This is a genomic window from Sorangium sp. So ce327 (assembly GCF_051530205.1).
Classification (GTDB): domain Bacteria; phylum Myxococcota_A; class Polyangia; order Polyangiales; family Polyangiaceae; genus Sorangium; species Sorangium cellulosum_B.
This window is the reverse complement of sequence record NZ_CP150330.1, coordinates 5,819,172-5,843,325: the sequence shown is the minus strand read 5'-3', so window position 1 is coordinate 5,843,325 and position 24,154 is coordinate 5,819,172. Positions and strand designations below refer to the sequence as shown.

Annotated in this window: 15 protein-coding genes and 1 riboswitch; of the genes, 6 read left to right on the top strand and 9 right to left on the bottom strand. The window is 73.2% G+C overall.

All coding sequences use genetic code 11. The features are described 5' to 3' along the window. Nucleotides 1–227 precede the first annotated feature (227 nt). The 4 genes from WME95_RS21935 to mxcG all read right to left on the bottom strand — a co-directional run bounded on the left by WME95_RS21935 (nucleotide 228) and on the right by mxcG (nucleotide 8,379). Nucleotides 228–1,145: a trypsin-like serine protease gene (locus WME95_RS21935; RefSeq protein ID WP_437910411.1), complete on the bottom strand. Its 918-nt coding sequence runs from the start codon at nucleotides 1,143–1,145 to the stop codon at nucleotides 228–230. A gap of 195 nt (nucleotides 1,146–1,340) precedes the next feature. Further along, nucleotides 1,341–2,594 (bottom strand): MFS transporter, encoded by a 1,254-nt coding sequence (locus WME95_RS21930; RefSeq protein ID WP_437910410.1) that lies wholly within the window; start codon nucleotides 2,592–2,594, stop codon nucleotides 1,341–1,343. Nucleotides 2,595–2,604: 10 nt separating this feature from the next. Next, nucleotides 2,605–3,927, bottom strand: coding sequence for an aminotransferase class III-fold pyridoxal phosphate-dependent enzyme (locus WME95_RS21925; protein ID WP_437910409.1), 1,323 nt, complete (start codon nucleotides 3,925–3,927; stop codon nucleotides 2,605–2,607). Nucleotides 3,928–3,972: 45 nt separating this feature from the next. Continuing rightward, on the bottom strand, nucleotides 3,973–8,379 hold the full coding sequence (gene mxcG / locus WME95_RS21920) for a myxochelin non-ribosomal peptide synthetase MxcG (protein WP_437910408.1): 4,407 nt from the start codon (nucleotides 8,377–8,379) through the stop codon (nucleotides 3,973–3,975). Between the two features lie 592 nt (nucleotides 8,380–8,971). Between mxcG and WME95_RS21915 the strand changes: the two genes are divergently transcribed. From WME95_RS21915 to WME95_RS21900, 4 genes are all read left to right on the top strand, one after another. Further along, nucleotides 8,972–9,172, top strand: coding sequence for a hypothetical protein (locus WME95_RS21915; protein WP_437554410.1), 201 nt, complete (start codon nucleotides 8,972–8,974; stop codon nucleotides 9,170–9,172). 172 nt (nucleotides 9,173–9,344) lie between these two features. Beyond that, nucleotides 9,345–11,945, top strand: a complete 2,601-nt coding sequence (mxcH, locus tag WME95_RS21910) for a TonB-dependent siderophore myxochelin receptor MxcH (RefSeq protein WP_437910407.1) — start codon at nucleotides 9,345–9,347, stop codon at nucleotides 11,943–11,945. Between the two features lie 49 nt (nucleotides 11,946–11,994). Continuing rightward, nucleotides 11,995–13,308, top strand: coding sequence for a hypothetical protein (locus WME95_RS21905; protein WP_437910406.1), 1,314 nt, complete (start codon nucleotides 11,995–11,997; stop codon nucleotides 13,306–13,308). Between the two features lie 26 nt (nucleotides 13,309–13,334). Next, entirely contained in the window at nucleotides 13,335–14,303 is a 969-nt protein-coding gene (locus WME95_RS21900) for a PepSY domain-containing protein (protein WP_437910405.1), read from the top strand. Nucleotides 14,304–14,477: 174 nt separating this feature from the next. Here the strand turns inward: WME95_RS21900 and WME95_RS21895 are convergent, their stop codons facing one another. The 5 genes from WME95_RS21895 to dhbC all read right to left on the bottom strand — a co-directional run bounded on the left by WME95_RS21895 (nucleotide 14,478) and on the right by dhbC (nucleotide 20,188). Then, nucleotides 14,478–15,254, bottom strand: a complete 777-nt coding sequence (locus tag WME95_RS21895) for a 2,3-dihydro-2,3-dihydroxybenzoate dehydrogenase (protein WP_437910404.1) — start codon at nucleotides 15,252–15,254, stop codon at nucleotides 14,478–14,480. A gap of 12 nt (nucleotides 15,255–15,266) precedes the next feature. Further along, nucleotides 15,267–16,112: a siderophore-interacting protein gene (locus tag WME95_RS21890; protein WP_437911007.1), complete on the bottom strand. Its 846-nt coding sequence runs from the start codon at nucleotides 16,110–16,112 to the stop codon at nucleotides 15,267–15,269. A gap of 46 nt (nucleotides 16,113–16,158) precedes the next feature. Then, a complete protein-coding gene (locus WME95_RS21885) occupies nucleotides 16,159–17,157 on the bottom strand; it encodes an isochorismatase family protein (RefSeq protein ID WP_437910403.1) in 999 nt (332 codons plus the stop codon). Between the two features lie 95 nt (nucleotides 17,158–17,252). Continuing rightward, a complete protein-coding gene (locus WME95_RS21880) occupies nucleotides 17,253–18,923 on the bottom strand; it encodes a (2,3-dihydroxybenzoyl)adenylate synthase (protein WP_437910402.1) in 1,671 nt (556 codons plus the stop codon). Beyond that, on the bottom strand, nucleotides 18,920–20,188 hold the full coding sequence (dhbC, locus tag WME95_RS21875; RefSeq protein ID WP_437910401.1) for an isochorismate synthase DhbC: 1,269 nt from the start codon (nucleotides 20,186–20,188) through the stop codon (nucleotides 18,920–18,922). The genes WME95_RS21880 and dhbC overlap by 4 nt, the downstream gene beginning before the upstream one ends. Before the next feature lie 242 nt (nucleotides 20,189–20,430). Further along, a riboswitch (cobalamin riboswitch) is annotated at nucleotides 20,431–20,657 on the top strand. Nucleotides 20,658–20,815: 158 nt separating this feature from the next. Between dhbC and WME95_RS21870 the strand changes: the two genes are divergently transcribed. Both WME95_RS21870 and WME95_RS21865 read left to right on the top strand, forming a co-directional pair. Continuing rightward, the gene (locus WME95_RS21870) at nucleotides 20,816–22,894 is read left to right on the top strand and encodes a TonB-dependent receptor (protein WP_437910400.1); all 2,079 of its coding nucleotides are present in this window, start codon (nucleotides 20,816–20,818) and stop codon (nucleotides 22,892–22,894) included. Further along, complete coding sequence (locus WME95_RS21865) at nucleotides 22,888–24,120, top strand: hypothetical protein (protein ID WP_437910399.1); 1,233 nt, start codon at nucleotides 22,888–22,890, stop codon at nucleotides 24,118–24,120. The genes WME95_RS21870 and WME95_RS21865 overlap by 7 nt, the downstream gene beginning before the upstream one ends. Nucleotides 24,121–24,154 lie beyond the last annotated feature (34 nt).

Sequence of the window (24,154 nt, the reverse complement as noted above, 5' to 3'; positions counted from 1 at the left end):
CTCCGGGAAGTGGTCATCGGCGCGGGCGAGGCAGCGTCATCGCGCACGCGACCCTGTCCGCATGAGCGTCGATGCCGTGCCTGTCTTCCGCTGACTCCGCGCGATGCGAGCGACGTGCCGGCACGCCCGCGCATCGCGCGCTGTGCCGCGGGTGCACACGGCCTGCACCTGCCGCGTCCTGCCCCTCGCGCTCGGCGAGGCGAGCCGGCGGCGATGGCGCGCGGCGCTCAGCGTCGTGCGAGCGCGGCCGTGCGGGCCTCGGCCGTCAGCGCGGCGAAGGCGTCCGTGCGCGTATACACGTGGTTGCCAGCCGCGGTGCACCCCGCGCCTCGCGACGTGATGCCCACCACGTCGCCGCGGTCGGCGTCGATCACCGGACCTCCCGAGTCGCCGGCGCAGGTCGCCCCCTCGATCTCGAACTCGCGCGGACCGAGGACCTTGCCCGTCGCCGGATCGGCGCGGGGCCCGACGGCGGCGACGAGGCGCGGACCGCGCGCGGCGCGGACGCCGAGCCGATTGGACGCTCCGCCGCCGTACCCGACGGCGACCACGCTGTCGCCTGGATCGAGCGCCCCGACCTCGCGCATCCGCAGGGGCGCCACGTCGGTGAGGGGCCGATCGAGCACCAGATAGGCGATGTCCGCGTCGCAGAGGACGCGCTCTTTCCCGTGCAGCGTGGCCACCGCGCGCGCCCGCGCGGCGTCGCGGGAGACATCGATATGGTCCCCGGTGTAAATGGCGATCTCGGAAGGATCGATGTCTCCGCCGACGTGATCGCCGTTGTGCGACTTGCCCGAGCGATCGCAGCGAGGGGCCGCCGTCAGGTTGCGCGAGATGCAGTGACGCGCCGTCAAGACGAGGTTCGGCTCGACGAGCGCGCCGCTGCACAGGCTCACGCGTCGCTCGCCGCCCCGGGGATCGCGGTGCGATACGGCCACGGCGACGACGGAGCGCGCGGCGCCGTCGATGAGGGGCTCAGGCGCGCCCTTCGCGCGGGGCGAAACCTCGGTGATCGGCGCGACCGCCGCCGCCGGAGGAGGCGAGGCTTCGGCCGGGATGACGGCGACGACGATGCGTGGGACGAGGGCCGCGACGAGGCAGCCAAGGCATCCCGCGAGGCGCGGGACGACAGACGGAAACACCATGGATGAGGTCACCGACAAAGAGCATGCGAGGAGCGGCCGTGCAAGCCGACCCTGGAGCTTTTCTCCAGCATCAGAAGGGGAGGTGCCCCCGATGGGGTGTTGTTCCCACAGGGGAGAATCAGAGATGGAAACCAGGTCAGTCAGGTGAGCGGCGCCCGGCTGGAGGCGCGCTCTCTGGACTCTCGCGCTCGTCGACTAGCCCCGGCCCTCCAGCGCGCGCGCGGCGCCGGCGCCGCTCGACGCGCCGAGGGCGACGTGTCGCTCGATCACGAAGATCAAGCACGACGACGCGAGCGTGAAGGCGATCGCCAGCGCGGCCACGGCGCCCATGCCGTCGAGGCGCTGGTCGGGGAGCTCGTGCAGCATCCTTGCCGCGAGGAACGCGGCGAGCGCCGACGAGAGGTGATCCACGGCCGACTGGATGGATCCGAAGCGCGCCCGCTCGGAGGGGAGCGGCACCTTCGAGGCGAGCGTGCCGTGGGAGATGTTGCGGATCGCCGTCCCGGTCATGAAGGCGACGAAGACGACGAGCACGGGCAGCCCCGGCACGTACGAGTGGAACCCGGCATAGAGGACGGCCACGAGCATCGCCGCCCCGACCAGGCTCGTGCGGAACGCGCCGACGCGATCGATCAGCGCGCCCGCGGTGCGCATCACGACGAAGGTGAGCGCGCCGCCCACGAGGTAGAGCAGGCCGAGCCGCTCGCGCGGATAGCCGAGGTTGTTCTGCACGTAAGCCGAGATGTTCGGGATGACGAGGAACGACGCCATCGTCATGACCGCCGTCGTCGCGTACGAGAGCAGCACGAGCGGGCGGCCGACGAGCGCGCGGAGCTCGCGCAGGGCGTTTTCCTCGGCGCGCGCCCGCGCCCCGGCGAGGTGGCCGCGCATCGAGGGGAGCAGCAGCAGCGCGAGCGCCGCGACGGTGAGCCCGAGCGCCGCGACGGCGAAGAACGGAGCCTGGAAGCCGCCGCGCCGCGCGAGCTCGAGGCCGGCCGGCACCCCGAGCACCGCGGCCAGGGAGTAGGCGCCCATCACGACGCCCATCGCCTTGCCGCGCCGCTCCGGCGGGATCGCGTCCGCGACGATGGAGAACGCGATCGAGGTCGCGGGCCCCCCGAAGGCCCCGGCGAGCACGCGCGCCGCGAGGAGGCTCGGCAAGCCGGTGGCGAGGCCGCCCGCGGCCGTGCCGAGGACGAGGCCGAGCATCGCGACGGCGAGCGCGCTGCGCCGGTCGAAGCGGTCCAGGAAGAACGCGCCGGCGACCCCCGAGACCGCCGCCGCCGCGGTGTAGCTGCCGCCGATCAGGCCGATGTCGGACATCGGGATGCCGAGCGCGACAGCGAAGTCCGGCCCGAGCGGCATGACGACCATGAAGTCGAGCAGGTTGACGAACTGGACCGCGGCGATGAGGAACAGGAGGGTCCGTTCGGAGCGAGCGTTCTGCACGACCGTGGGCTCAGCGCCGGGCCTTCGCGCCCGCGCCGCGCTCGATCACGCCGCGGCTCGCCAGCTCGATCAGCGCGTCGTGCGCCGCGTCGATCGTGTGATCGATCTGCGCCTCGGTGTGCGCGCCGCAGAGGAAGTTGACGTCGCGCCGCAGCAGGACGCCGCGCCTCGCCATCGCGCCGACGAACGGCTCCATGCGCTTCGTGTGGACGGCCAGATCCTCGGCCATGAGGAAGAAGGGGATCGCGTCGTACCCCACGACGCGCAGCGGGAAGCCGCCCTGCTCCGCGCGCCGGTTGATGCCCTCGCGGAGCCGCTTCCCGAGCGCGGCGACCTTCGCGATGGTGTCGGTCTCGCGGTACTCGCGCAGCGCCGCCCTGCAGACCTCGAGCGAGAGCATCTCGCCGCCGAACGTCGTCGACACCTGGAGCTCCGAGAGCCGGCTCATCACCTGGCGCGGGCCGGCGATCGCCGACAGCGGCATGCCAGCGGCGATGCCCTTCGAGAGGCACACGAAATCAGCCTCGATCCGGTAGTACTCCTGCGCGCCGCCGCGGGCGAGCCGGAAGCCGGTGACGACCTCGTCGAGGACGAACAGCACGCCCTGGGCGCGGCACGCCTCGCGCACCTCGCGCAGGTACTCCGCCGAGATGCACCGCTTGTAGGGCAGCGAGAGCAGCACGAGGGCGAGCTCCGGGCCCTTGCTCGCGATGAGATCGAGCAGCGGCTGCTCGTCGGCCTCGGCCATGAGCGGCATGCGGTGGGTGTACTCGCGCAGCACCGCCGGGACGCCGGGGGTGTCGAACATGAAGTGGTCGTGCCAGCCGTTGTAGCCGATGGTGACGACCTTCTCCCTGCCGGTCACGTGGCGGGCGAGCCGGATGGCCGCGGACGTCGCGTCCGCGCCGGTCTTGAAGAAGCGGGCCATCTCGGCGCCCGGGGTCAGCGCGACGAGGTCCTGCGTGGCGGTGACCTCGACCTCCGTCGGCAGCGAGTGAAGGATGCCCCTGTCGAGCCGCCGCCGGATGGCGTCGACGACCGCCGGGTGGTTGTGCCCCAGCGTGTTCGCCCCGAGCCCGCAGATGTAGTCGATGTACTGGTTGCCATCGACGTCGCGCACCAGCGCGCCCTCGCCGCCCTCGAGGTACACGGGGAACGAGCCGAGCGCGAACATCTCCGGCCGCTTCATGAGCGACTGCGTGACGCCGGGGATGAGCCGGCGCGCCTCGGCGAGCAGCGCGTTCGAGCGGTCGAGCCGGAGCCCCTCCGCGGCGCCTTGCGGCGCGCCGCCTCCCTGCTTCCTGTCCCGTGGGTCGATCGTCTGTGTGGTCATCGTTGTCGTTCTCTCTGGCTGGAGGTTCTCGTCCGTGAGCCGGTGTCATGCGGGGCGCGGCGCTCGCCGGGCCGCGCCGGAAGGGGGCGGCAGGAGGCCTTCCTCGACGCAGCGATCGAGGTAGCGGTAGAAGAGCGCGCGATCGATCGGCGGGCACGTGATGCCGGCGCCGGCCAGGCCGCGCTCCAGGTTGTCGCAGCGCACGCGCCCGATGCCGAAGGTCGCCTCTCCGTCGGCCGGGGCCGACTGGAGATCGAAGAACGCGAGCGTGGCGCTGTCCGCGGCGTCGGCGCCGTCCTTCAGCCGCGCGCGCCACGCCGCGACAGGGCGCCGCTCGACGGGGTAGCCGTAGTCGCGCGCCCAGTCGAAGAGCTCCGTCAGCCGGACCTCGGGCGCAGGGGCGACGTTGACCACGGCGCCCGTGGGCTGCGCGGTGAGGGAGATCCGCACGATCGCGCGCCCGACGTAGTCGACGGGCGTCCACACCTCCCTCACGTCGAGATCGGGCAGCACGCCGGCGGGGATGCCGGCCCGCAGCAGCCGGAAGACCAGATCCTGCTCGTTGACGACGCCGGTGTCGGGCGCGCCGACGACGCGGCCCAGGCGGTACACGGCGACCTGCAGCCCGCGCTCCGCGGCCTGCTGCACCAGGCGCTCGGCCGCCCACTTGCTCTGCTGGTAGCCGTCGCGCAGGCCGGGGTGCGGCGGCACGAACGCCTCCGCGACCTCGGGGCTCGCCGCGATGCCCGGGGCCACGGCGAGCGTCGACACGTGGTGCAGCGGCTTGGGGCGCACCGACGCGGCCAGGCGGAGCGCCTCGCGCGTGCCGATCACGTTGGCGGCGCGCAGGCTGCGGTAGTCGCGCACGAGGCTCACCACCGCGGCGTTGTGGTAGATGGCGTCGCACTCCGCGGCGAGCTGGCCGAACCGCGCGGCGCTCAGGCCGAGGCGGGGCTGCGTCAGGTCGGCGGGCACGGCGAGCACCCGCGCGTCGATGCCGCCCACCGGCAGGCGCTGCTTCGAGAGCGCCCGCCGGATCCGCTCCGCTGCGTGCGCCTCGCTCTCGGCGCGCACCAGGCACACAACGGTCGCGTCGGTCTGCGTCAGGAGCTCGTGGAGCAGGTGCGCGCCGACGAAGCCGCTCGCGCCGGTGAGCACGACCTGCCGCGGGCGACCGCCGCCGCCGGACCACGCGAGCGATCGGGGGACGACGTCCTCGGGGAGCTCGGCGTCGGCCAGCATGGCGCCGGGGGTCTCGCCGCTCGTCGGCGCCGCCGCCGCGCCCTGCGCCTCGTCGAGGGCGCGCGCGAGCGCCGCGACGGTCGGGTGGCGGAAGACCATCGCGACGGGGATCTCCCGCCCGAGATCGACGCTGAGCCGGTTGGCGACCTGGATGGTCTGCAGCGACTGGCCGCCGCGCTCGAAGAAATCGTCGTGCGCCGACAGGCCGCTCACGCCGAGCACCTGCTCCCAGATCAGCAGCAGCTGCCGCTCGAGCGCCGTCGCGGCGGCAGGCGCCTCCGCCGCCGCGGCGATCGGCGCCTCCCGCAGCGCCTTGCGGTCGATCTTGCCGGAGCTCGTCCTCGGCAGCCGATCGGTGAGCACGAAGGCCGATGGGACGGCAGCCGCGGGGAGCAGCGAGCGCGCGTGCCGGCGGAGCTCGGCCGGCGACGGGGCGGGGTCCCCGGCGACGAGGAACGCGGACAGGCGCTTGCCGCCGCCGGCCGAGGCGTGCCCGATGACGGCCGCCTCCCGCACGGAAGGGTGGCGCAGGAGCGCGGCCTCGATCTCGAGCGGATCGACGCGGTGGCCGCTGATCTTGAGCTCGTCGTCGACGCGCCCGACGAAGACCATCTGCCCGTCGGCCCGCTGGAGGACGAGATCGCCGGTGCGGTACGCGCGCGGGCGGCCCTCCAGCTGGTCGAGCACGACGAAGCGCGCGGCGTCGAGGTCCGGCCGCCCGAGGTACCCCCTCGCCAGCCCGGGCCCGATGAGGTGGAGCTCTCCCACGGCGCCCCGCGGGACCAGCCGGCGCTGCGTGTCGACGATGGCCGCGCGGACCCCGGGAAGCGGCGTGCCGATCGGCGCCTCGTGTCTGTCCTCTCGCGCCTCGTCCGGCGCGTCGCCGCCGCTCAGCGTGGCGGCCGAGGCGACGACGGTCGCCTCGGTGGGGCCGTAGGTGTTGAGCAGCCGCGCGCGCCGACCGACGGCGCGGCGGAAGCGCTCGACGCGCTCGGGCAGCGCCGCCTCGCCGCCGATGATGACGGTGCGGACGCCCTCGGGGAGCGACGCCGCGCCGGTCGAGAGGCCGTAGGCGAGCTCGTGCCAGAACGCGGTCGGCAGATCCAGGACGGTGATCCGGTGCCTTTCGCAGGCGTCGAGCAGCCGCGGCACGGATTGCAGCATCTCGTCCGTGCGCAGCACCAGGGCGGCGCCCGCGCACAGGGTCAGGAAGATCTCCTCGACGCTGGCGTCGAAGTGCAGCGGCGCGAACTGCAGCACCCGGTCGTCGCGGCGCAGGTCGTAGCGGTGGGTCGCGGCCGCCACGAAGTGGGCCAGCGCGCCGCGCTCGATCATGACGCCGTTCGGGCGGCCGGTGGAGCCGGACGTGTAGATGACGTACGCCAGGTGCTCCTCCGCGCCCTGGACCGGCGCCCGCGCCGGCGCGCCGTGGATCGCCTCGTCCAGGAGCACGAGGCGCGCCTCGCGATCGCTCCCCACCTTCGCGGCGTGCTGCGACGTCGTGACGACGATCGCCGGCCTGGCGTCGTCGAGGATCGCCGTTGTCCTCGATTGCGGCCCGTCCGGATCGAGCGGGAGGTAGCCTGCGCCGGCGTAGAGCGCGCCGAGGATCGCGGTGATGGCGCCGACGCTGCGCGGAAGGAGCACCGCGACAAGCGTGTCCGGCCCGGCGCCGAGCGCGGCGAGCCGTGCGGCGAGCCGCCGGGCGGCGAGGTCGAGCTCGCCGTAGGTCACGCGCTCGAGGCCGTGGTGGACGGCGGTCGCGTCCGGCCGTTCGCGCGTGCGCAGGGCGATCTGCTCGACGACGGGGCACGCCGGCGCGGGCAGGGGGCCCCCGTCGAGCAGCGCGCCGGGCTGCCCGGCCGCCTGCGCGCCGGGCGCGCGCGCCGCGGCCCGGGGGAGGTCGATCTCGGCGCGATCGAGGGCCTGCGCGGGGGCGGCGGCGACCGCCTCCAGGAACGCGAGGAAGCGCCGCTGGTGCGCCGAGAGATCCTCGTCGCCGTAGCAGGCCGGGTTGGCGTCGAGGTCGAGCCGCGGCCCGCGCCCGTCCGACCTCGCGTAGATGCCGAACGACAGATCCTCGACCGGGCCGGCGGAGATGTTGTGCGCGACGCCGCGATGCCCCGCGAAGCGCAGGTCGTAATCGAACGGCATGATGTTGACCACCGGGCCGAACAGCCGGCGGCCGCCGCCGATCAGCTTGAGATCCCGGCGGAGCTGCTCGTAGCGATACCGCAGGTGCGGCCGGATGGCCGCGAGCTCCGCCGCGACCTGCCGGGCGACATCGACGAGGCTCGCGCCCTCCGCGACCGGCACCCGCAGCGGGACGATGTTCATGACCATGCCCGGGATGCGCAGCGACACCGAGCCGAGGCGCCCCATCACGGGCAGCCCCAGGACGATCTCGGGCGCGCCGGTGAGCCGGTGCGCGTACGCCGCGGTCGCGGCGACCACGACGTCGGGCCAGGTCGCCTTCGCCTGGCGCGCCACGTCCTTCAGCCGGTCGACGGTGGACGGCGCGAGCGACGCCGTCCGGCGCAGGCAGGCGCGCGACGCGGGCGCCGGCTCGTCGCCGAGGCTCACCGGCTCGGGCCTGTCGGCGAAGCGCAGCGTCCAGAAGGCGCGATCGCGCTCCAGATCGGGGGAGGCGCGGTAGGCCAGATCCTCGTCGACGACCCGGCGCAGCGACCCGAAGGCGCCGCCTTCGCTCGATCGGCCCTCGACGCGCGCTGTGTAGATCTCGGCCACCCGCCGCGCGATCAGCGAGAAGCCGTAGCCGTCCAGCGCGATGTGGTGCGCGCGCTGGTACCAGAAGAGCCGATCGGGCCCCGCCGTGAACAGCGCCTCCGTGAAGAGGGGCCCGCGCGCGAGATCCACCGGCCTCGCGAGATCCTCGCGCATCCACGCCTCGGCCGCGGCGAACGCGTCCGGCGCGGCGCCGACGTCGACGCGGTGTACAGGGAAGTCAGGGGACGGGTCGAGGCGCTGGCGCGGCCCATCCGCCTCGCTCGTGAAGCGCACGTGCAGCGTCTCTGCCTCCGAGGCGGCCTGGCGTATCGCGGCCTCGAGGGTCGCGAGATCGATGGCCCCGCAGATCTCGACGCACTCGCCCGCGTTGTACACGGGGCTCGCGGGGTCGAGCTGCTGGCCTAGCCAGATACCGTGCTGCGCGGCCGACAGCGGCCAGCGCACGTCCTGAAGAGCGACCATGACGACAACCCTCCTGGTTCAACCGGCGCTCGACGGGACCGCCGCCAGAGGCACGCTCGCGGCAGGCGATCCGCGGCCCGCGACGACGGCGCAGAGGCGGCCGTGACGTCCGAGCCAGCGCTGTTGGAACGAAAGCGGAGCCCGCCGGGGCAGCGGGGCCCGAGCCCCGAGAGCACGCAGGGCAGGGGCGCCGGACATCGCCCCGACAGCGCACCCAGCTCGATGACGCCGCGATGGGGGTGGCCATCTCGGCGTCGACGAGCGAATGAAAATGAAAACTACTTTCAAGTTCGTTTATGGTGAGGTAGGGTGGGCATTGTCAAGAGAATTCGTTGGTACTCCCGCCGCGGGCCACCGTCCCGTGGTGGCCTGTCCGCGTCAGCGAGGCATGGCGCTGGCGACCCGAGCGCTCGCGAGATCGCGCCGGTTCGGCCGCGATCTCGCGCTGCTCGGACCTCCGGACGTCGCGACGCCTCGTGGACGCTCTCCGACCGCTTTCGCTTGACAACGCTGTTGGTAGCATGGCAGGTTCTGGATTGAAAGTGAAAGTGACTTTCATTATTGAAAGTGGGGTTCCACGATGGACAACCTGATGTCGAAGGCGACTGCTCCGCTCGACAGCCGGTGTGATCACTGCGGCGTTGCTGGACGTGCCGAGCCCAATTCCGTGCGCTGCGGCTGCGGCAGCCTGCTCGCCCGGTATGTGCCCGGCGGCGTCGAGCTGAAGTGCCGGCGATGCAAGCGCGTCGTCGTCGTCCCGGTCCCGGCGGCGGCGGAGGACGTGAGCGGTTGAAGCTCCCAGGGCGCTGACATGACAGCTCGCGGCGGCGGCCCCTGGCCAGCGCGGTTTGCGCCACCCGGAGAGGCCTGAAGAGCCGGCGAGCGAGACGCCACGACAACCAGCTTGCGCAGAGCCGGCCAGAGCGCCGCTTCGTCACGCTCCGGTGAGCATGCCCGGTGATCTCATGATTCGATTACAGCCCTTGCGTTGCGCCGCGCTGGCCGGGACTCTGCTCCTCGCCCCCTGCGGTGCCCTGTTGGCCTTCGCCGCGGACGCGCGGGCGAGCGAAGAGGCCCCTGCCGGAGAGGTCGGCGAGGGAGCGGTACCCGGGGCCGAGGCAGCGCCGGCGGCGCGCGCCCCGGGCGATGGCGTCGCGCTCGCGGTGCGCCCGCCCGAGCTCACGGGCGCGGTCGAGGCGGCGTATCCCCAGGCGGCGCGCGAGGCGGGGGTGGAGGGGAGCGTCGTGCTGCGGTTGACGATCGACGCGGAAGGGCGTGTCACCAGCGCAGAGATCGCCGAGCCCGCGGGCCACGGGTTCGACGAGGCCGCGCGGCAAGCGGCGCTGCGCTTCCGCTTCACGCCGGCCCGGCGAGGCGACCGGAGCGTCGCGTCGCGCATCCTCTACCGCCACGTCTTCCGGCTGCCTGCGCCCGCTCCCGCGGCCGCGCCCATCGCGGGCGCCGCCGGTGCCGCGCCCGTCACAGGCGTCGCCGGTGCCGCGCCCGTCGCTAGCGCCGCAGGGCCAGCGACGGGCGCGATCGAGGTGAGCGTGCGGGGGGCCTCCGAGGCCGAGCGGCTCCGGACCTCCGCGCAGGCGGTCCAGGTGATCGAGACCGTCGAGGCCAGGCGGCAGGCCGCGGATCTCGGCCAGGTGCTGGCGCGCGCCGAGGGCGTGAGCGTGCGCCGCCTCGGCGGGCTCGGCTCCGACGCGCGCTTCTCGCTGAACGGCCTCACCGACGACCGGATCCGCTTCTTCCTCGACGGCGTGCCGCTCGACCTCGCCGGGCACTCCTTCGGGGTCGCCAACGTGCCGGTCAACCTCGTCGAGCGCGCCGAGATCTACCGCGGCGTCGTCCCGCTGCGCTTCGGCACGGACGCGCTCGGCGGCGCGGTGAACCTGGTGACCGATCAGGACACGCGCGGCACGGGCGCGTCGGCGTCCTATCAGGTCGGCTCCTTCGGCACGTACCGGCTGACCCTTGGCGCGCGCCACGCGCACGCGCCGAGCGGCCTCTTCGCCCGCGCGAGCGGGTTCGTCGATCGCGCGCGGAACGACACCCCGATCGACGTCATGGCGTTCGACGAGAGCGGGCGCCTCTCGCCCGCGCGCGCCCGGCGGTTCCACGACGGCTACGTCGCGGCCGGCGGCGCGGCCGAGGTGGGGGTCGCCCGGCGGCCGTGGGCCGACCGCCTGCTCCTCCGCGCCTTTTTCACCTCGCACGACAAGGAGGTGCAGCACGGCCTGCTCGTCGACATGCTCGACGGCAGGGTCAAGTCGCCGCCCTTCGGAGAGGTCACCTTCGGCAGGCAGACCGGCGGCGCGCTGCTGCGGTATGCGCAGCCGTTCTCCGGGAGGGCGCGGCTCGACGCCCTCGCGGGGTACTCGTACGCGCGCACGACCTTCCTCGACGTGGCCACGTGCACCTACGACTGGTCGGGCGGCTGCGTGGCGCGCCCGTATCGGGGGGAGGTCGGGGAAGACGCGAACGACCAGCAAGTCCGCCAGCACACCGCCTTCGCTCGCGTCAACCTGGCCTGGCACCCCGCGACCGAGCACCTCCTGCGCGTCGGGCTCTCGCCGACCCACGTGACGCGCACAGGGAGGAACCTTGTCGTGGCCGACCCCGAGAAGGACCCGCTGACCGCGGAGCGGGCGCTGTGGAGCGGCGTGGCAGGCGTCGAGTACGAGGCCAGGCCCCTCGAGGGCCGGCTCGCGAACATCGCCTTCGCCAAGCTCTACCTGCACGGCGTCCGCACCCGGGAGCACCTGCCGAGCGGCCGGATCGGCGACGTCGATCGAGCGACCCACCGGGTGGGGGCAGGGGACAGCCTGCGCTTCCGCTTCACCGACGCCCTCTACGCCAAGGCCTCGTATGAGTTCGCCACCCGCCTGCCGACGCCGGAGGAGCTGTTCGGCGACGGAGGGCTCATCGTCTGGAATGTCCACCTGGAGCCGGAGGCGAGCCACAACGCCAACCTCGGCGTGACCCTGGAGCGCGCGGAGACCGGCGCGGGACAGCTCCGTTTCAGCGCCAACGGCTTCGGTCGCTTCACCGAGGATCTGATCACGCTGCGAAGGCACCTGGGCTACTCGGAGTACGGAAACACGCTATCGGCGCGATCGATCGGTATCGAGTCGACAGCCGGGTGGACCTCTCCGGGCGACTGGCTGTCGGTCGACGGCCACGTCACATGGCAGGACTTCCGGGACGGCTCGACCGGCGTTCGCATCCAGAACCAGCCGTACCTCTTCGGCGGGGTCGCGGCGCGCGCGCGGTGGCCCGAGATCGCGGCGAGGCGTGATGCCCTGTCGCTGACCTGGCACGCCGATTACGTACACGCCTTCTTCGTCGGCCCGGAAGGCCGCGGCGCGGCCGACTCCAAGGCGGAGATCCCGTCCCAGCTCGTACACACGCTCGCGCTCACGTACCTGGTCGAGCGCGGCGGATGGACGGTGAGCTCGACCGTCGAGGTGCAGAACCTCACCGACGAGAAGGCCTTCAGCTTCTACGGCGTCCAGCGCCCGGGGCGAGCGGCGTACGCCAAGCTCACCTTGAGCCTGTGAGCCGATGTTCGTGCGACAGCGGTTGTAATCCGAACCAAGGAGATCCTTCATGTTATTTCGTGCGCGCTACGCGAATGCCCTCCTCTTGACCCTGCTCCTCCCGTGCTTCGTCGCGTGCGGCGACGACACGAGCGATGCCACGAGCAGCGGCGCGACGAGCGGCGGCACCGGCGGCGCAGGGGGCGCCGGCGGTGAAGGCACCGGCGCCGGCGGAGCCACCAGCGGCACGGGGGGGACGCCCAACGTTGGGCCGGCGTACGCCCTCACGGTCCAGGTGTTCGGGCCGGACGGCGGCGATACCCAGAGCTACGTCATCGTGACGGACGACATCGACTCCGAGGAGACGCTGTCGCTGGACGACGCCATCGAGGTGCAGGGGCGCGCCCTCGGCGTCGGGCTGGACGGCGGAGGCGCGGTGTTCGTGGCGAGCGACGCAGCGGCGACCGTGACCCGCTACGACCTGCAGGAAGACGGCAGCCTCGAGGAAGGCGACACCGTGAGCTTCCAGGGCAAGGGCCTCGCGAAGCTCGGCGAGTACGGCACCCAGTTCCACTTCGTCTCGGAGACCAAGGCGTACTTCTTCGATGGCCCCACCGCCCAGGTGGTCGTCTGGAACCCTCACGAAATGACGGTCACCGGCGACATCCCGCTCGAGGATCTCGTGATCCCGGACGCCACCCTCACGTACTCCTCGTCGTCGCCGCTGGTCCAGGGCGACGACGTGATCACCTTCGGCGGCTGGCGGATCGGCGCGGAGGTCCCGAGCGTGGCCGCGGTCGTCGTCGTGGACAGCGCGACGGACGAGGCGACCGTCGTCACCGACGAGCGCTGCGGCTACGTGCGTGATGGCGTCGAGGGGCCCGACGGCATGATCTACGTGGCCACCGAGGCGTACGGCGCGGCGGTGCACCGGCTCAACGCCGAGAACGCGGCCGCCCCGTGCATGCTGCGCTTCGATCCGGAGACGAGGCAGTTCGACCCCGAGTTCCACGTCGAGCTGAGCACGCTGTTCGACGGCGACGCCGCCGGCTCGCTCTTCGGCGGCCCGGACGGCAAGGCGTTCCTGCGGGTGCTCGACGAGAGCCTCTTCGCGATCGCGGACGACACCCACCCGCGCGTGCTGGCGAGCGCCGCGGCGTGGCGGTGGGCCAGCGTGACGCTCGGCGATACGCCGACCGCCACGGTGCTCGACGCCGCGCCCGGCGGCGGCAGCGTCCTGAGCGTCGCGCTCGGCGACCGCACCTTCCTGCTGGAGTTCGAGGGACAGGAGTCGACGACGCTCCGCGAGATCGGCGAGGACGGGCCCGGCGAGGCGGGCGTGAGCGCGCCTGGGCTCACCTTCTCCGTCGCGAAGATCCGATGATGCTCGCGCCCGATCACGAAGGAGCGATGAGGGACGACGCCGCGCGGGGGCCCCGGTCGCCGCGGGGCCCCCGCGGGCGGCCGCGTTACGGCGCGATCATGAAGGTCGTGCGGCGCGTGCACATGTACCTGGGCTTGCTGCTGTTCCCCTGGATACTGCTGTTCGGGATCAGCGGCACGCTGTTCAATCACCCGCAGATCGGGCGAGACATCGACAGCCGGTCGCTCTCGGGAGAGCGGCTGTCGGCGCTCACCGGGTTCCAGCCCTGGGATCCCGGCGAGCTCGCGCGCCAGGTCGTCGAGCAGCTCAACGCCGGCTCGCCCTCGCGCTACACGCTCGATCCGGGGACCCCGGGCGCGTTCTCCGGGTGGCCCCTGCTCGCGGCGCCGCGCGCCGACGGGGGACGCGAGGTGGTGATCCTGCGCCTCGACGACGGCAGCGCGACGGTCTCCAGCCACCCTCCCGAGCCCGAGGCCCCCGCGCCCCCGTTCGCCGGCGTCGCGATCGACCTGCCTGGATACAGGATGGCGGCGGTGCAGGAGCAGATAAAGGATCTCCTGCCCAAGATCGGCGTCGACGCCGCGGCGCCGCTCCGCGCCCACCCGAAGATCAGCCCCGAGCTGCGCTTCGGCATGCGGGACGCGGACGGCCGCGCCTGGAACGTCACGTACAACCTGGGCACGGGGCGGCTCGACGGGCGGCCGGCCGGCGCGCGGGGGTGGCCTCGCTTCGTCGAGGTGCTCGAGACGCTCCACAAGACGCATCACTTCCCCGTGCACGGCGGCGTGGCGTGGCTCTGGGCGCTCTTCGCGGACATCACCGGGATCACGCTGGTCGTGTGGGCGCTCAGCGGCCTCGCCATGTGGTGGCAGATGAAGCCCTCGCGGGTCCTCGGCGCCCTCGCGATCGCCGCCGCCGTGGCGCTCGCCGCGGTGGTGATGGTCGGCGCGGCGTCGGACGCGCTGTTCGGACACGTGGGCAAGGAAGGCCCCTAGAGCGACAAACGGGTTGAAGCCGCACGTAAACAGCGAGAAGTTGGGACGCCAGAAGACGCCAAGAAACGCCAGAAGACGCCAAAATTTATTGTTTTATTGGCGTCTCTTGGCGTTTCTTGGCGTCTTCTGGTGTCCTGACGGCTCATTCCTCGCTCGAACGAAGCCAGACGAGGATCAGGCGCCCAGCGTGGCGCCTCCGTCGATGCAGAGGTCGTGCATCGTGATGTGCCGCGCCTCGTCCGAGAGCAGGAACAGCACCGCGCTGGCGACGTCGTCCGTCGTGGCGATCCGGTTCAGCGGGATGCCCAGCCGGAACGCCTCGGGGGCGCCGGCGATGACCGCCTGAGCGCCGCGATCGTCCGCCCAGAGCGCGCGCTGCATCGGCGTGTCCGTCGAGCCAGGGGACACCACGTTGCACCGGATGCCGTGCTGCGCGAGCTCCAGGCCGAGGCACTTCGTCCACTGGGCCGCGGCGGCCTTCGACGCCGCGTAAGCGCCCATGTTGATCCGCGGCGTGCGCGCGGCGTTGGACCCGACCGTCACGATCGACCCCGAACGGCGCGGCACCATGCGGCGCGCCACGGCCCGGCTCACGTTGAACACCCCCCGGGTGTTGACCGCGAAGGTGCGCTCCCAGTCGTCGCTCGCCAGCGAGAGGGCGCCGCCCACGCGCAGCACGCCGGCCACGTTGACGAGCATCTCGAGGGGGCCGAGCTCGCGCTCGATCCGCTCCACGGCGCCCTCGACCGCCTCGCCGTCGGCCACGTCCACCGCGAACGCCGCGGCGCGATGGCCGCTCGCCTGCAGATCGGCGACGACGGCGCCCAGGCGCTCCCGGTTCGCGTCCACCGCCGCCACCGCGGCGCCCCGCGCGGCGAGCCTCCGGGCGACGGCCTCGCCGATCCCCTGGGCCGCGCCCGTGACGAGCGCCGCCTTGTGCTTGAACTCCATCGATCGCTCCCGTCAGGCCCTGTCGAGCCCGTCCATGATCCGGTGCCGCTCCGCGTGGTACGCCTCCTCGGACTGGCTGGCCTTCCAGTAGGGGATCGCGTACAGCGCCTCGCGACCGAGCCCGCGCTCGTCGAGCAGGTGATCGCGGATCGCCACGACGGACGACGACTCGCCCGCGACCCAGGCGAAGACGCGGCCCTCTGGCCACGCCAGGGCGCGGACGGCCGCCTCGAGCCGGGGGCCCGGGGCGTGCTCGCCCTGCAGGTAGATCCAGGTCAGCGCGACGTGCGGCGGGCGATCGATCTCCTGCACGTCCGCCGCGTCGGGGACCGCGACGATGGCGTGGCCGCGCGCCGTCTTCGGCAGGGCCTCGAGCAGCGCGCCGATCGCCGGCAGCGCGGAGAGATCGCCGGCCAGGAGGTACCAGTCCGCGGGGCCGAGCATCGGATCGGGGCCGCCCGGCCCGGCGATGCCGATGCGATCGCCCGGCCTGGCGTGGCGGGCCCACCGCGACGCGGGGCCGTCGTCCCCGTGCAGGACGAAGTCCACGTCCAGCTCGCCGGCCTGCGCGTCGTACCTGCGCACCGAGTACGTGCGCGTGATCGGCCGCCGCGGCACCGGAGGCCAGACGGGGCCGTCCGGGCCCAGCGTGGGCAGCTCCGGCGCCGCCTGGTCGCCGCGCGGGAAGAAGACCTTGATGTGCGCGCCGCCGGAGCGCGCGGGGAACCCCGCGATCGCCTCGCCGCCCAGCGTGATCCGCCGCATGCGGGGGGAGATCGCGGTCGTGCGCAGCACCTCGAGGAGGCGCGGCGGGGTGCGCGCCACCGTCCTGGGTGGGGACGTCGCGACCTGATTCATGGTGACCTGTGCCATGGGGAAGCCGTCGTGGGGCAAGCTCGGCCGGTCAGCGGGCGGCTTCCTGGAGGGGCGCCTCCGCGCGGTGCCGGGGCGCTGGCCTCGCCTCGCGCGGCAGCCGGGTCGACAGGAGCTCCCACCAGTGCCCGAGCGTCGGCAGCTCGGCGAGGTCCACGAACGCGACGTCGATCCCCGCGGCGCGCCACTGCTCGACGAGCGTCATGAGCCGTATCGAGTCGAGCCCCAGATCGAGGATGTTGTCGCGATCGGAGATCGCCGAGGGGAGCTGGTCGAGGACCTCGGCGACGTCGCCGCGCAGACGCTCGACCCACGGCGCCCGGTCCTGCGTCGCGCTGAGCGGCGCCTGCGCCGGCGCCGCCGCGTCGCGCTGCGGGGCGCTCGTCCGCTCGCGGGGCGCGAGCGCGGCCAGGACGTCGCTCGTCGGCAGCGCGACGCCGCACCGCTGCGCCACGTAGGCGATGGCCATGTCGTGCTGCTGCCGGGAGAAATCGGCGGTCGCGTCGGTCACGAGGAACGGCTGGACGTCGTTCATGAACGCCTCGCACGCGGTCAGCAGGCACCCGATGTGCGCGTACACGCCGCACACGATCAGCTGATCGCGGCCCCACCGGCGCATGAGATCCAGGAGCTCCGTTCGCTGGAAGGCGCTGTACCGCCACTTGGTGAGCACGGTGTCGGCGCTTCCCGGCGCGAGCTCGCGCACGATCTCGTGTTTGTCGGGCTGCTGCGTCAGCCCGGGCCCCCAGAGATCCGTCAGCAGACCGCGCTGGGCCCTCGTCTGCTCGGCGGGCTGCTTCGTGTAGACGACCGGGATCCCGCTCGCCGCGCACCGCTCCCGGAGCAGGCGGGCATGGGCGATCAGCTCGACCATCGGGGACGCGCTCGCGTCGTAGAAGCCGAGGAAATACTCCTGCATATCGTGGATCAAGAGGACGGAGCGCCCCGGGTCCGGCCGCCATGACACCCGGCTCTCCGGGAGCTCGTCGGCTCGTGGCATGCGATAGGTCTGGATGCGGGGGATGGCCATGATCGTTCCTCTCTTCTCTCTCTTCTGGTCGCAGCGCTCCTGTCGATGGAACGGGCCGCGGGCGTCGCTGCGCCGCCTGGGCCCGCGCTGTCCTCTCAGGCGCGCGCGCCCTGCGCGAGCCTGTCGGCGATCCACCGGCGGAGCGCCTTCTTGTCCACCTTGCCGACGCTCGTCGTCGGGAGGGCGTCGAGCCACTCGATGCGATCGGGCACCTTGAACTGGGCGACGCCGCGCTCGCGCAGGAAGGCGCTGATCTCCCTCGCCGGCGGCGGTTGCCCGCGGGCCACGAGGAACGCGCACGATCGCTCGCCGAGGTGCGAGTCCGGCATGGCGACGAGCGCCGCGTCGCGCACCGCCGGATGCGCGAGGACGTGGTTCTCGACCTCCTCGGCCGCGATCTTCTCGCCGCCGCGGTTGATCTGATCCTTGGCGCGGCCCTCCACGACGAGGTAGCCCTCTCGGGTCCGCCGCACGAGATCGCCCGTGCGGTAGAAGCCGTCGCGCGTGAACGCCTTCTCGTTGTGCGCGTCGGCCCTGTAATAGCCGCGGATCGTGTAGGGCCCCCGCGTGAGCAGGTGACCGACCTGCCCGGGCTCGACGTCGCGGTCGTCGTCGTCCACGACGCGGACCTCGTCGTGGGGCGAGATGGGCCGCCCCTGCGTCTCGAGCGCGATCGCGTCGGGGTCGTCGAGGCGGGTGTAGTTGACGAGCCCCTCCGCCATCCCGAACACCTGCTGCACCTTGCAGCCCAGGGTCGGCCCCACGCGGCGCGCGACCTCCGTGGAGAGCCTGGCGCCGCCGACCTGGAGCACCTTCAAGCTCGACAGGTCGTGCCGCGCCGTCCGGGCCGACTCCACCCAGACCGAGGCCAGCGGCGGCACGAGCGCGGTCAGCGTGACCCGCTCCCGCTCGATCCACGGGAACGCCTCGTCCGGGCTGGGGCGGCGGCAGAGCACAACGCGGCCGCCGGCGTGGAGCACGCCCAGGCTCCCGGGTGAGCTGAGCGTGAAGTTGTGCGCGACGGGGAGGACGGCCAGGTAGACGCTGCCCTCGTCGAGCCCGCAGATCTCCGCGCTGGCCCGCACGCTGTAGAGGTAGTCGTCGTGCGTCCGCGGGATGAGCTTCGGTACGCCGGTGCTCCCGCCGGACAGCTGGAAGAAGGCGACGTCCCCCGCGGCGGGCTCCGGGAGCTCCACGGGCTCCCGATCCAGGGCGGAGAGCGCTGTGTGCTCGCCCGGCTCGCCGGCCACGAGCACGTGCCGCAAGGTCCTGACGTCGCGCCGGATCTGGCTCGCCAGCGCGCGGTAATCGAACCCGCCGTCCCGGTCGGCGATGACGTACGCGACCGCCTCGGTGTGCTCGCAGAAATACGCGATCTCGGCGCGCCGGTGCGCGGGCAGGGCCAGCACGGGGAGCGCCCCGAGCCGGAACAGCGCGAAGCACACCTCGAAGAACTCCGCGATGTTCGGGAGCTGGACGACGACGCGATCCCCCGGCCGGAGCCCGAGGTGCAGCAGGCCCCCGGCGAGGCGATCGGCGCGCCGATCGAGCTCCCCGTAGCTCAGCCGGCGATCGCCGCTGACGAGCGCGATCCGATCCGGGTGCCGCGCGGCCCGCTCGCGGAGCAGGTGCCCGAAGGTCTCGCCGCGCCAGTAGCCGGCGCGCCTGTAGAGATCGGCCATCTCGGCCGGCCACGGAGTCCAGCCGTCGAGCGCCTGCGGTCGCGCCTCCGCGGGCGCCTGCCGGCTCTCCTCCGGAGCGATCATGCCCTCTCCGGCGCCTGGTTGAGGCCGAGCGCGTTCAGCATGGTCCCGAGCTTGGCGGTGGTCTCGGCGAGCTCGTGCTCGCCGTTCGAGCCGATGACGATGCCGGCCCCGGCATAGAGGCGGAGCGCCCGGCCGGCGACGTCGGCGCAGCGGATGACGACCGCCCACTCGCCGTCGCCGCTCGCGTCGGACCAGCCCACGAGCCCCGTGAAGAACCCGCGATCGAACCGCTCGATCGCCCCGATGGCCTCGCGGGCGCGGTCCGTGGGGTATCCGCACACGGCGGGGGTCGGGTGCAGCGCGGTGGCCAGCTTCATCGAGGAGATCGAGAGATCGCGCAGCTCCCCGGTGAGCCGGCTCGACAGGTGCCACAGCGTCGGGGTCTGCGTGAGCGAGGGCTCGTCGGGGACGCTCAGGCGCCGGCAGAACGGCCGGAGCGCGGCGGCGACGGCGTCGACGACGATCGCGTGCTCGTGCCGGTCCTTCTCGGACGCGAGCAGGGCGATCGCCCGCCGGCGGTCCTCGTCGGGGTCGGGGCTGCGGACCGCGGAGCCGGCGAGCGGATTGGCGATCACCCGGAGCCCGGAGCGGGACAGGAGCAGCTCCGGGCTCGCGCCGATGAGCGTCCGCGCGCGCGAGGTCGAGACGCCGCGCTCGGAGCTGGAGAGCCCCGCCGTGGGATCCGAGAGGTTGGCGGCGAAGGTGTAGCCGTTCCGGTTCTGCTGCGAGAGGCGCTGGAGGACGAGGCGGAGATCGACCGGCTCTCGCAGGACCATCTCCAGCATCCTGGAGAGGACCACCTTGCTCAGCGCCTCGGACCGCATCAGGCCCACCGCCGTCTCGACGCCGCGCACGTAGTCGCGGGGCTCGGGGACCTGGCGCAGCTCCTGGATGGTGATCGGCAGGTGCGACCGCGGCGATTCCGACGTGGGGTTGAGCGGGCCCGCGCTCTGGATCGCCCTCGGCACGATGAGGTGCGCCGGCGACGTGCTGTTGAACGGCACCGCGCCGACCACCATGGGGAAGCCCTGGCCGGCGCCGGCCCTCGACGCCGACGCGAGCACCCTCGTGACGCGGTCCGCGAGGCGATCGCCCTGATCCGCGCCGTTCGGCTCGAGGATCATGTCGTGTACGCCCTGCGCGAGGAGCGTGCGTGTCGGCGACGCGAAGAAGAACGCCGACTCAGGGGTGTATTGCTTCAACAGCTGCCCTGCGTTCACCGCGGGCAGCCCGACAGAGGCCGGTATCGAGATGGAACTCGTCACATTCAGCTCCGATGGGCGTCGAGAGCCACGTGGGCTCAGGTCATCGGGCGCTGGACGTCAGGTCTCGGGCCGCTCGTCTCTAACAACTGATAAAGAAAATCAGTTTCAAGTAACTCATGGCACGCGCGTGCAAGACTGTCAAGGGACTCCCGATTCTGTCTCGGGTGTGCGTCGCCGGTGGGCTCGCGGACGGGGCGCTCCGGGCCTTCGCTTCAGCGTTGACATCCTGCGTGGCGGGTGCGACGAGTCGCCCCGCCATCGGTGCTCGTCCGGCCATCCCCTGGCGAGCTGAAAAGGGAACCCGGTGAGAATCCGGGACTGCCCCCGCAGCGGTGAACGGGAACGACCATCACCAAGAAGCACTGGGCATGCACCAGAGCAGCCCGGGAAGCGGTGATGTGTAGGAGAGCGACCGGCGACGGCCGCAGCGCCCGTGAGTCCGAAGACCTGCCGAAGGTGCGCGCGCCGGTGCTCTGGCGCGCGCTGACCTGAGCCTTCGAGGGGAAGGCGTCCAGGCTCTCGACCACCTCGCTCGCGCGCGGTGCCGTGGCCCGTCACCAGCCCCCTCGCTTCGGCTCTCAGCTCACCCGGAGCAGCGCTGGGTCGACGCGGGCAGGCGGCGCGTGAATGGTTGATTCCTCTGATCGTCGGTCGCGTCGGCGCCAGAGCGCCGGCGCGGCGTGCTGGCTCTCGCTCGCCGCCTGCAGCGCCGTGGCAGCCTCGCCTGCCGCCCGCGCCGACGATCCGCGCAGGCCGGAGACCGAGCAGGGGGGTGATCCCGCTGCCGCTCCGCCGGGTGCAGACCCGCTGGAGGTGCGCGTCGAGGGGGATCGCCTGCGCGCGCCCGCGCCGCCCAAGGACAGGTCCGTCGCGGGATCGGTGCTGGGCCGCGAGCGCCTCACCGGCGCGGGGCTCGGGGCGGCGGACGTGCTCCGCACGCAGCCGGGCGTCCTCATCATCGAGTCGGGCGGCTTCGGCGGGCCGGCGACAGCGGCCCTCCGGGGGGCGACCGCCACGCAGACGCCGGTGTACCTCGCCGGCGTCCGCCTGAACGACGACGTCGTGGGGACGGCGGACCTCTCCCTCGTGCCCCTCTGGCTCATCGAGCGCATCGAGATCTACCGCGGCCACGCGCCCATCGAGGCCGACCGCCTCGGCCCCGGCGGCGCGATCTTCTTCGAGCCGCGGCGGCCTTCCCGGACGACGGCCGGCGTGGGCGCCATGGCGGGCTCGCTCGGCGCGCGGCGCGGGTGGGCGTTCGCCGGCGCCAGCGCGGGCCCGGTGAGCGCGATCGTCGGGGTGAGCGCCGAGGCCGCGGAGAACCGCTACACGTTCGTCAACGATGGCGGGACGCTCTTCGACGAGAGCGACGACACCGTGGAGCGCCGGCAGAACGCCGACGTGCGCACGATCGACGCGTGGGCGCTCGCGCGCGTCGAGCTCGGCGGCGGCGCGATCGTCGACGTGATCGCGAACGGCACAGGCCGCGAGCAGGGCGTGCCGAGGCTCGCGCTCCTGCCGTCCCGCGAGGCGCGGGGGGAGTCGCGGCGCGCGCTGACGTCCGTCGCGGCGCGGGTGCCGTTCGGCGGAGAGGCGCAGCACACGCTCGAGGCGCGCACCTCGTTCATCGAGGCGCGGTCGGAGGTCCACGACCCCCTCTTCGAGCTCGCGCTGCAGACGCCTGAGCTCCGCCTCGCCGGCCGCCGCCTGGAGCAGACGCTCGGGGCAACGCTCTCCTTCGCCGACCGGCTCCGGGTGCGGCCCGTGCTCTCGGTCGCGCGCGAGGGCATCTCACGCGCGCCGGACGACGTCCCGCTCGCGCGGTCGCGGCGCTCGTTCGCGCGCGGCGCCGTCACCGCGGAGGCGCGCCTCGGCGAGGGGCTCGCGCTGCACGCCCTCGCGAGCGGGGAGTGCCACGCCACCGGCGCGGACCGGGAGCGCCCTTGCGACGTGCTCGTCCCGACCGGGCGGGTCGGCGTGGAGGCGGGGAGCGACAGGCTCCGGCTCCTCGCGACCGTGGGCCGCTACGTCCGCGTCCCGACGCTCGGCGAGGTGTACGGCGTCTCCGGCGTCGTCCACGGCAACGCGGCGCTCGAGCCGGAGTCGGGCGCCACGATCGAGGCCGGGATCCGGGCGCAGACGGGGCGCGGCGCCGTGCTGCGCGGCGCCTTCCTCGACGTGTTCGCGTTCGGGAGCGCGGTCTCCGGGCTCGTCGCGTACGAGAAGTCCGGTCAGGGCTACGTGAGCCCGTACAACGTCGGCCGCGCCCGCGTCGTGGGCGCGGAGCTGCTGGCCGGGGTCGAGGTGACCCCGTTCCTCCGCGCCGAGATCGCGGCGACGCTGCTCGATCCGCGGGACACGACGCCGGGGCGGACGACCAGGAACGACCTCCTCCCGTTCCGCTCGCGCCTCGTCGTCGCGCCGCGCCTGCACGCCGAGTGGAAGCGCCCGGGCGGCGCCGTGTTCTCGGGCGCGTCGGGCGAGATCCGGGCCGTGTACCAGTCGAGCCGGTACGCCGATCCCGCCGGGCTCGGCGTGATCGCGGAGCAAGCGACCCTCGACCTCGACGCGGAGGCGAGGTGGCTCGGCGGGCACCTCGCGGTGAGAGGTCGCGTCGCGGACCTCCTGGACGCGCGGCGCACGGATGTCGTCGGGTTTCCGCTCCCGGGGCGGAGCGTGTTTTTCACACTGGAGTCAACATGGTGAAGATCAGTCTGTTTGCGTTCGCGATCTCGATTCCGATCCTCGGGTGCAACGTGGATTCGCCGCCGCCGTCGACGGGCGGCGTCCACGGCGGCGGCGACGGCGACGCGTGTGAGGGCGGCGTGGTCATCGTGACGAGCGACTACCAGTCGACGAACATCGCTGTGTCGGAGCTCGACGGGACCACCCTGTCGCCCTCCTTCGTGTCGAGCGGCGCGGCGAAGCCGGGGCTCAGCCTCGCGCTGTCCGGCGACGTCGACGTCCCGAGGGCGGCGCCGCCGTCCGGCCGCGTGGTCCTGCTCGATCGGTTCGGCACGAACGTGATCACCTGGATGGATCTCGAGACCGCCGCGGTCCTCGCGCAGCTCCCGGTCGGGCAGGGGTTCGAGTCGAACCCTCAGGACTACATCGAGGTGGGGGCGGACCGCGCGCTCGTGTCGCGCTACGGGAGCAACCCGAGCCCGGGCGTGGAGCCGTTCGACGAGGGCGGCGATCTCCTGATCGTCGACACGAAGGAGTACTCCATCGTCGGGCGCATCGCCCTGCCGGAGGAGGAAGAGGGGCTCCTGCCGCGCCCGTCGGGGATGGCGCGCGTCGGTGACGACGTTGTCGTGGCCCTCGGCCGGCTCGCCGCGGACCTCTCGACCGTGGGTGAAGGGCGCTTCGTTGGCGTCTCGCCGGCGGAGGCCGCTGTCACATGGACGGTCGACGTGCAGGGGCTCTACGGCTGCGGGCGTCTCGCCGTGTCGCCCTCGGGAGAGCGGCTGGCGGTCGCTTGCTCGAGCCGCTTCGACGCCGAGGCGATGGAGTACGATCCGGCGACGAGCGACGTCGTGATCTACGACGCTCGCACCTCGCCCCCGGAGGAGATCAAGCGGCTCGGCGTGGCCAGGGCGCTCGGCGCAGCGGTCCAGCCCACGCTCGCGTTCGCCTCCGAGGACGTGCTCCTCGGGACGGCCTACGCGGGCAGCGCGTCCGCCGGGGACCGCGCCTTCTCCGTGAGCATCACCACGGGCGAGGTCACGACGCTCGCCCAGGCGACCCAGTCCTACGCCTTCGGCGGCGTCCACTGCTCGCCCGGCTGCGGCGATGTCTGCCTGCTGAGCGACGCGGAGCGGAGCAAGCTCCGGCGCTGGAAGGTGGCGGCGAGCGGCGCGCTCGAGCCGCTGGAGGACGCGACCGTCGACACCGAGATCGGGCTCCCGCCGCGAGGGATCGGCGGGCTCTGATCGGCCCTGCGGGCGGTACGTCGGTCGATCGGCG

Bases quoted from the DNA above. Each gene is read 5' to 3' on its own strand.
- WME95_RS21935 (WP_437910411.1), bottom strand. From the start codon at position 1,145: ATGGTGTTTCCGTCTGTCGTCCCGCGCCTCGCGGGATGCCTTGGCTGC.
- WME95_RS21925 (WP_437910409.1), bottom strand. From the start codon at position 3,927: ATGACCACACAGACGATCGACCCACGGGACAGGAAGCAGGGAGGCGGC.
- mxcG (WP_437910408.1), bottom strand. From the start codon at position 8,379: ATGGTCGCTCTTCAGGACGTGCGCTGGCCGCTGTCGGCCGCGCAGCAC.
- WME95_RS21915 (WP_437554410.1), top strand. From the start codon at position 8,972: ATGTCGAAGGCGACTGCTCCGCTCGACAGCCGGTGTGATCACTGCGGC.
- mxcH (WP_437910407.1), top strand. From the start codon at position 9,345: ATGATTCGATTACAGCCCTTGCGTTGCGCCGCGCTGGCCGGGACTCTG.
- WME95_RS21905 (WP_437910406.1), top strand. From the start codon at position 11,995: ATGTTATTTCGTGCGCGCTACGCGAATGCCCTCCTCTTGACCCTGCTC.
- WME95_RS21900 (WP_437910405.1), top strand. From the start codon at position 13,335: ATGAGGGACGACGCCGCGCGGGGGCCCCGGTCGCCGCGGGGCCCCCGC.
- WME95_RS21895 (WP_437910404.1), bottom strand. From the start codon at position 15,254: ATGGAGTTCAAGCACAAGGCGGCGCTCGTCACGGGCGCGGCCCAGGGG.
- WME95_RS21890 (WP_437911007.1), bottom strand. From the start codon at position 16,112: ATGAATCAGGTCGCGACGTCCCCACCCAGGACGGTGGCGCGCACCCCG.
- WME95_RS21885 (WP_437910403.1), bottom strand. From the start codon at position 17,157: ATGGCCATCCCCCGCATCCAGACCTATCGCATGCCACGAGCCGACGAG.
- WME95_RS21880 (WP_437910402.1), bottom strand. From the start codon at position 18,923: ATGATCGCTCCGGAGGAGAGCCGGCAGGCGCCCGCGGAGGCGCGACCG.
- WME95_RS21870 (WP_437910400.1), top strand. From the start codon at position 20,816: ATGGTTGATTCCTCTGATCGTCGGTCGCGTCGGCGCCAGAGCGCCGGC.
- WME95_RS21865 (WP_437910399.1), top strand. From the start codon at position 22,888: ATGGTGAAGATCAGTCTGTTTGCGTTCGCGATCTCGATTCCGATCCTC.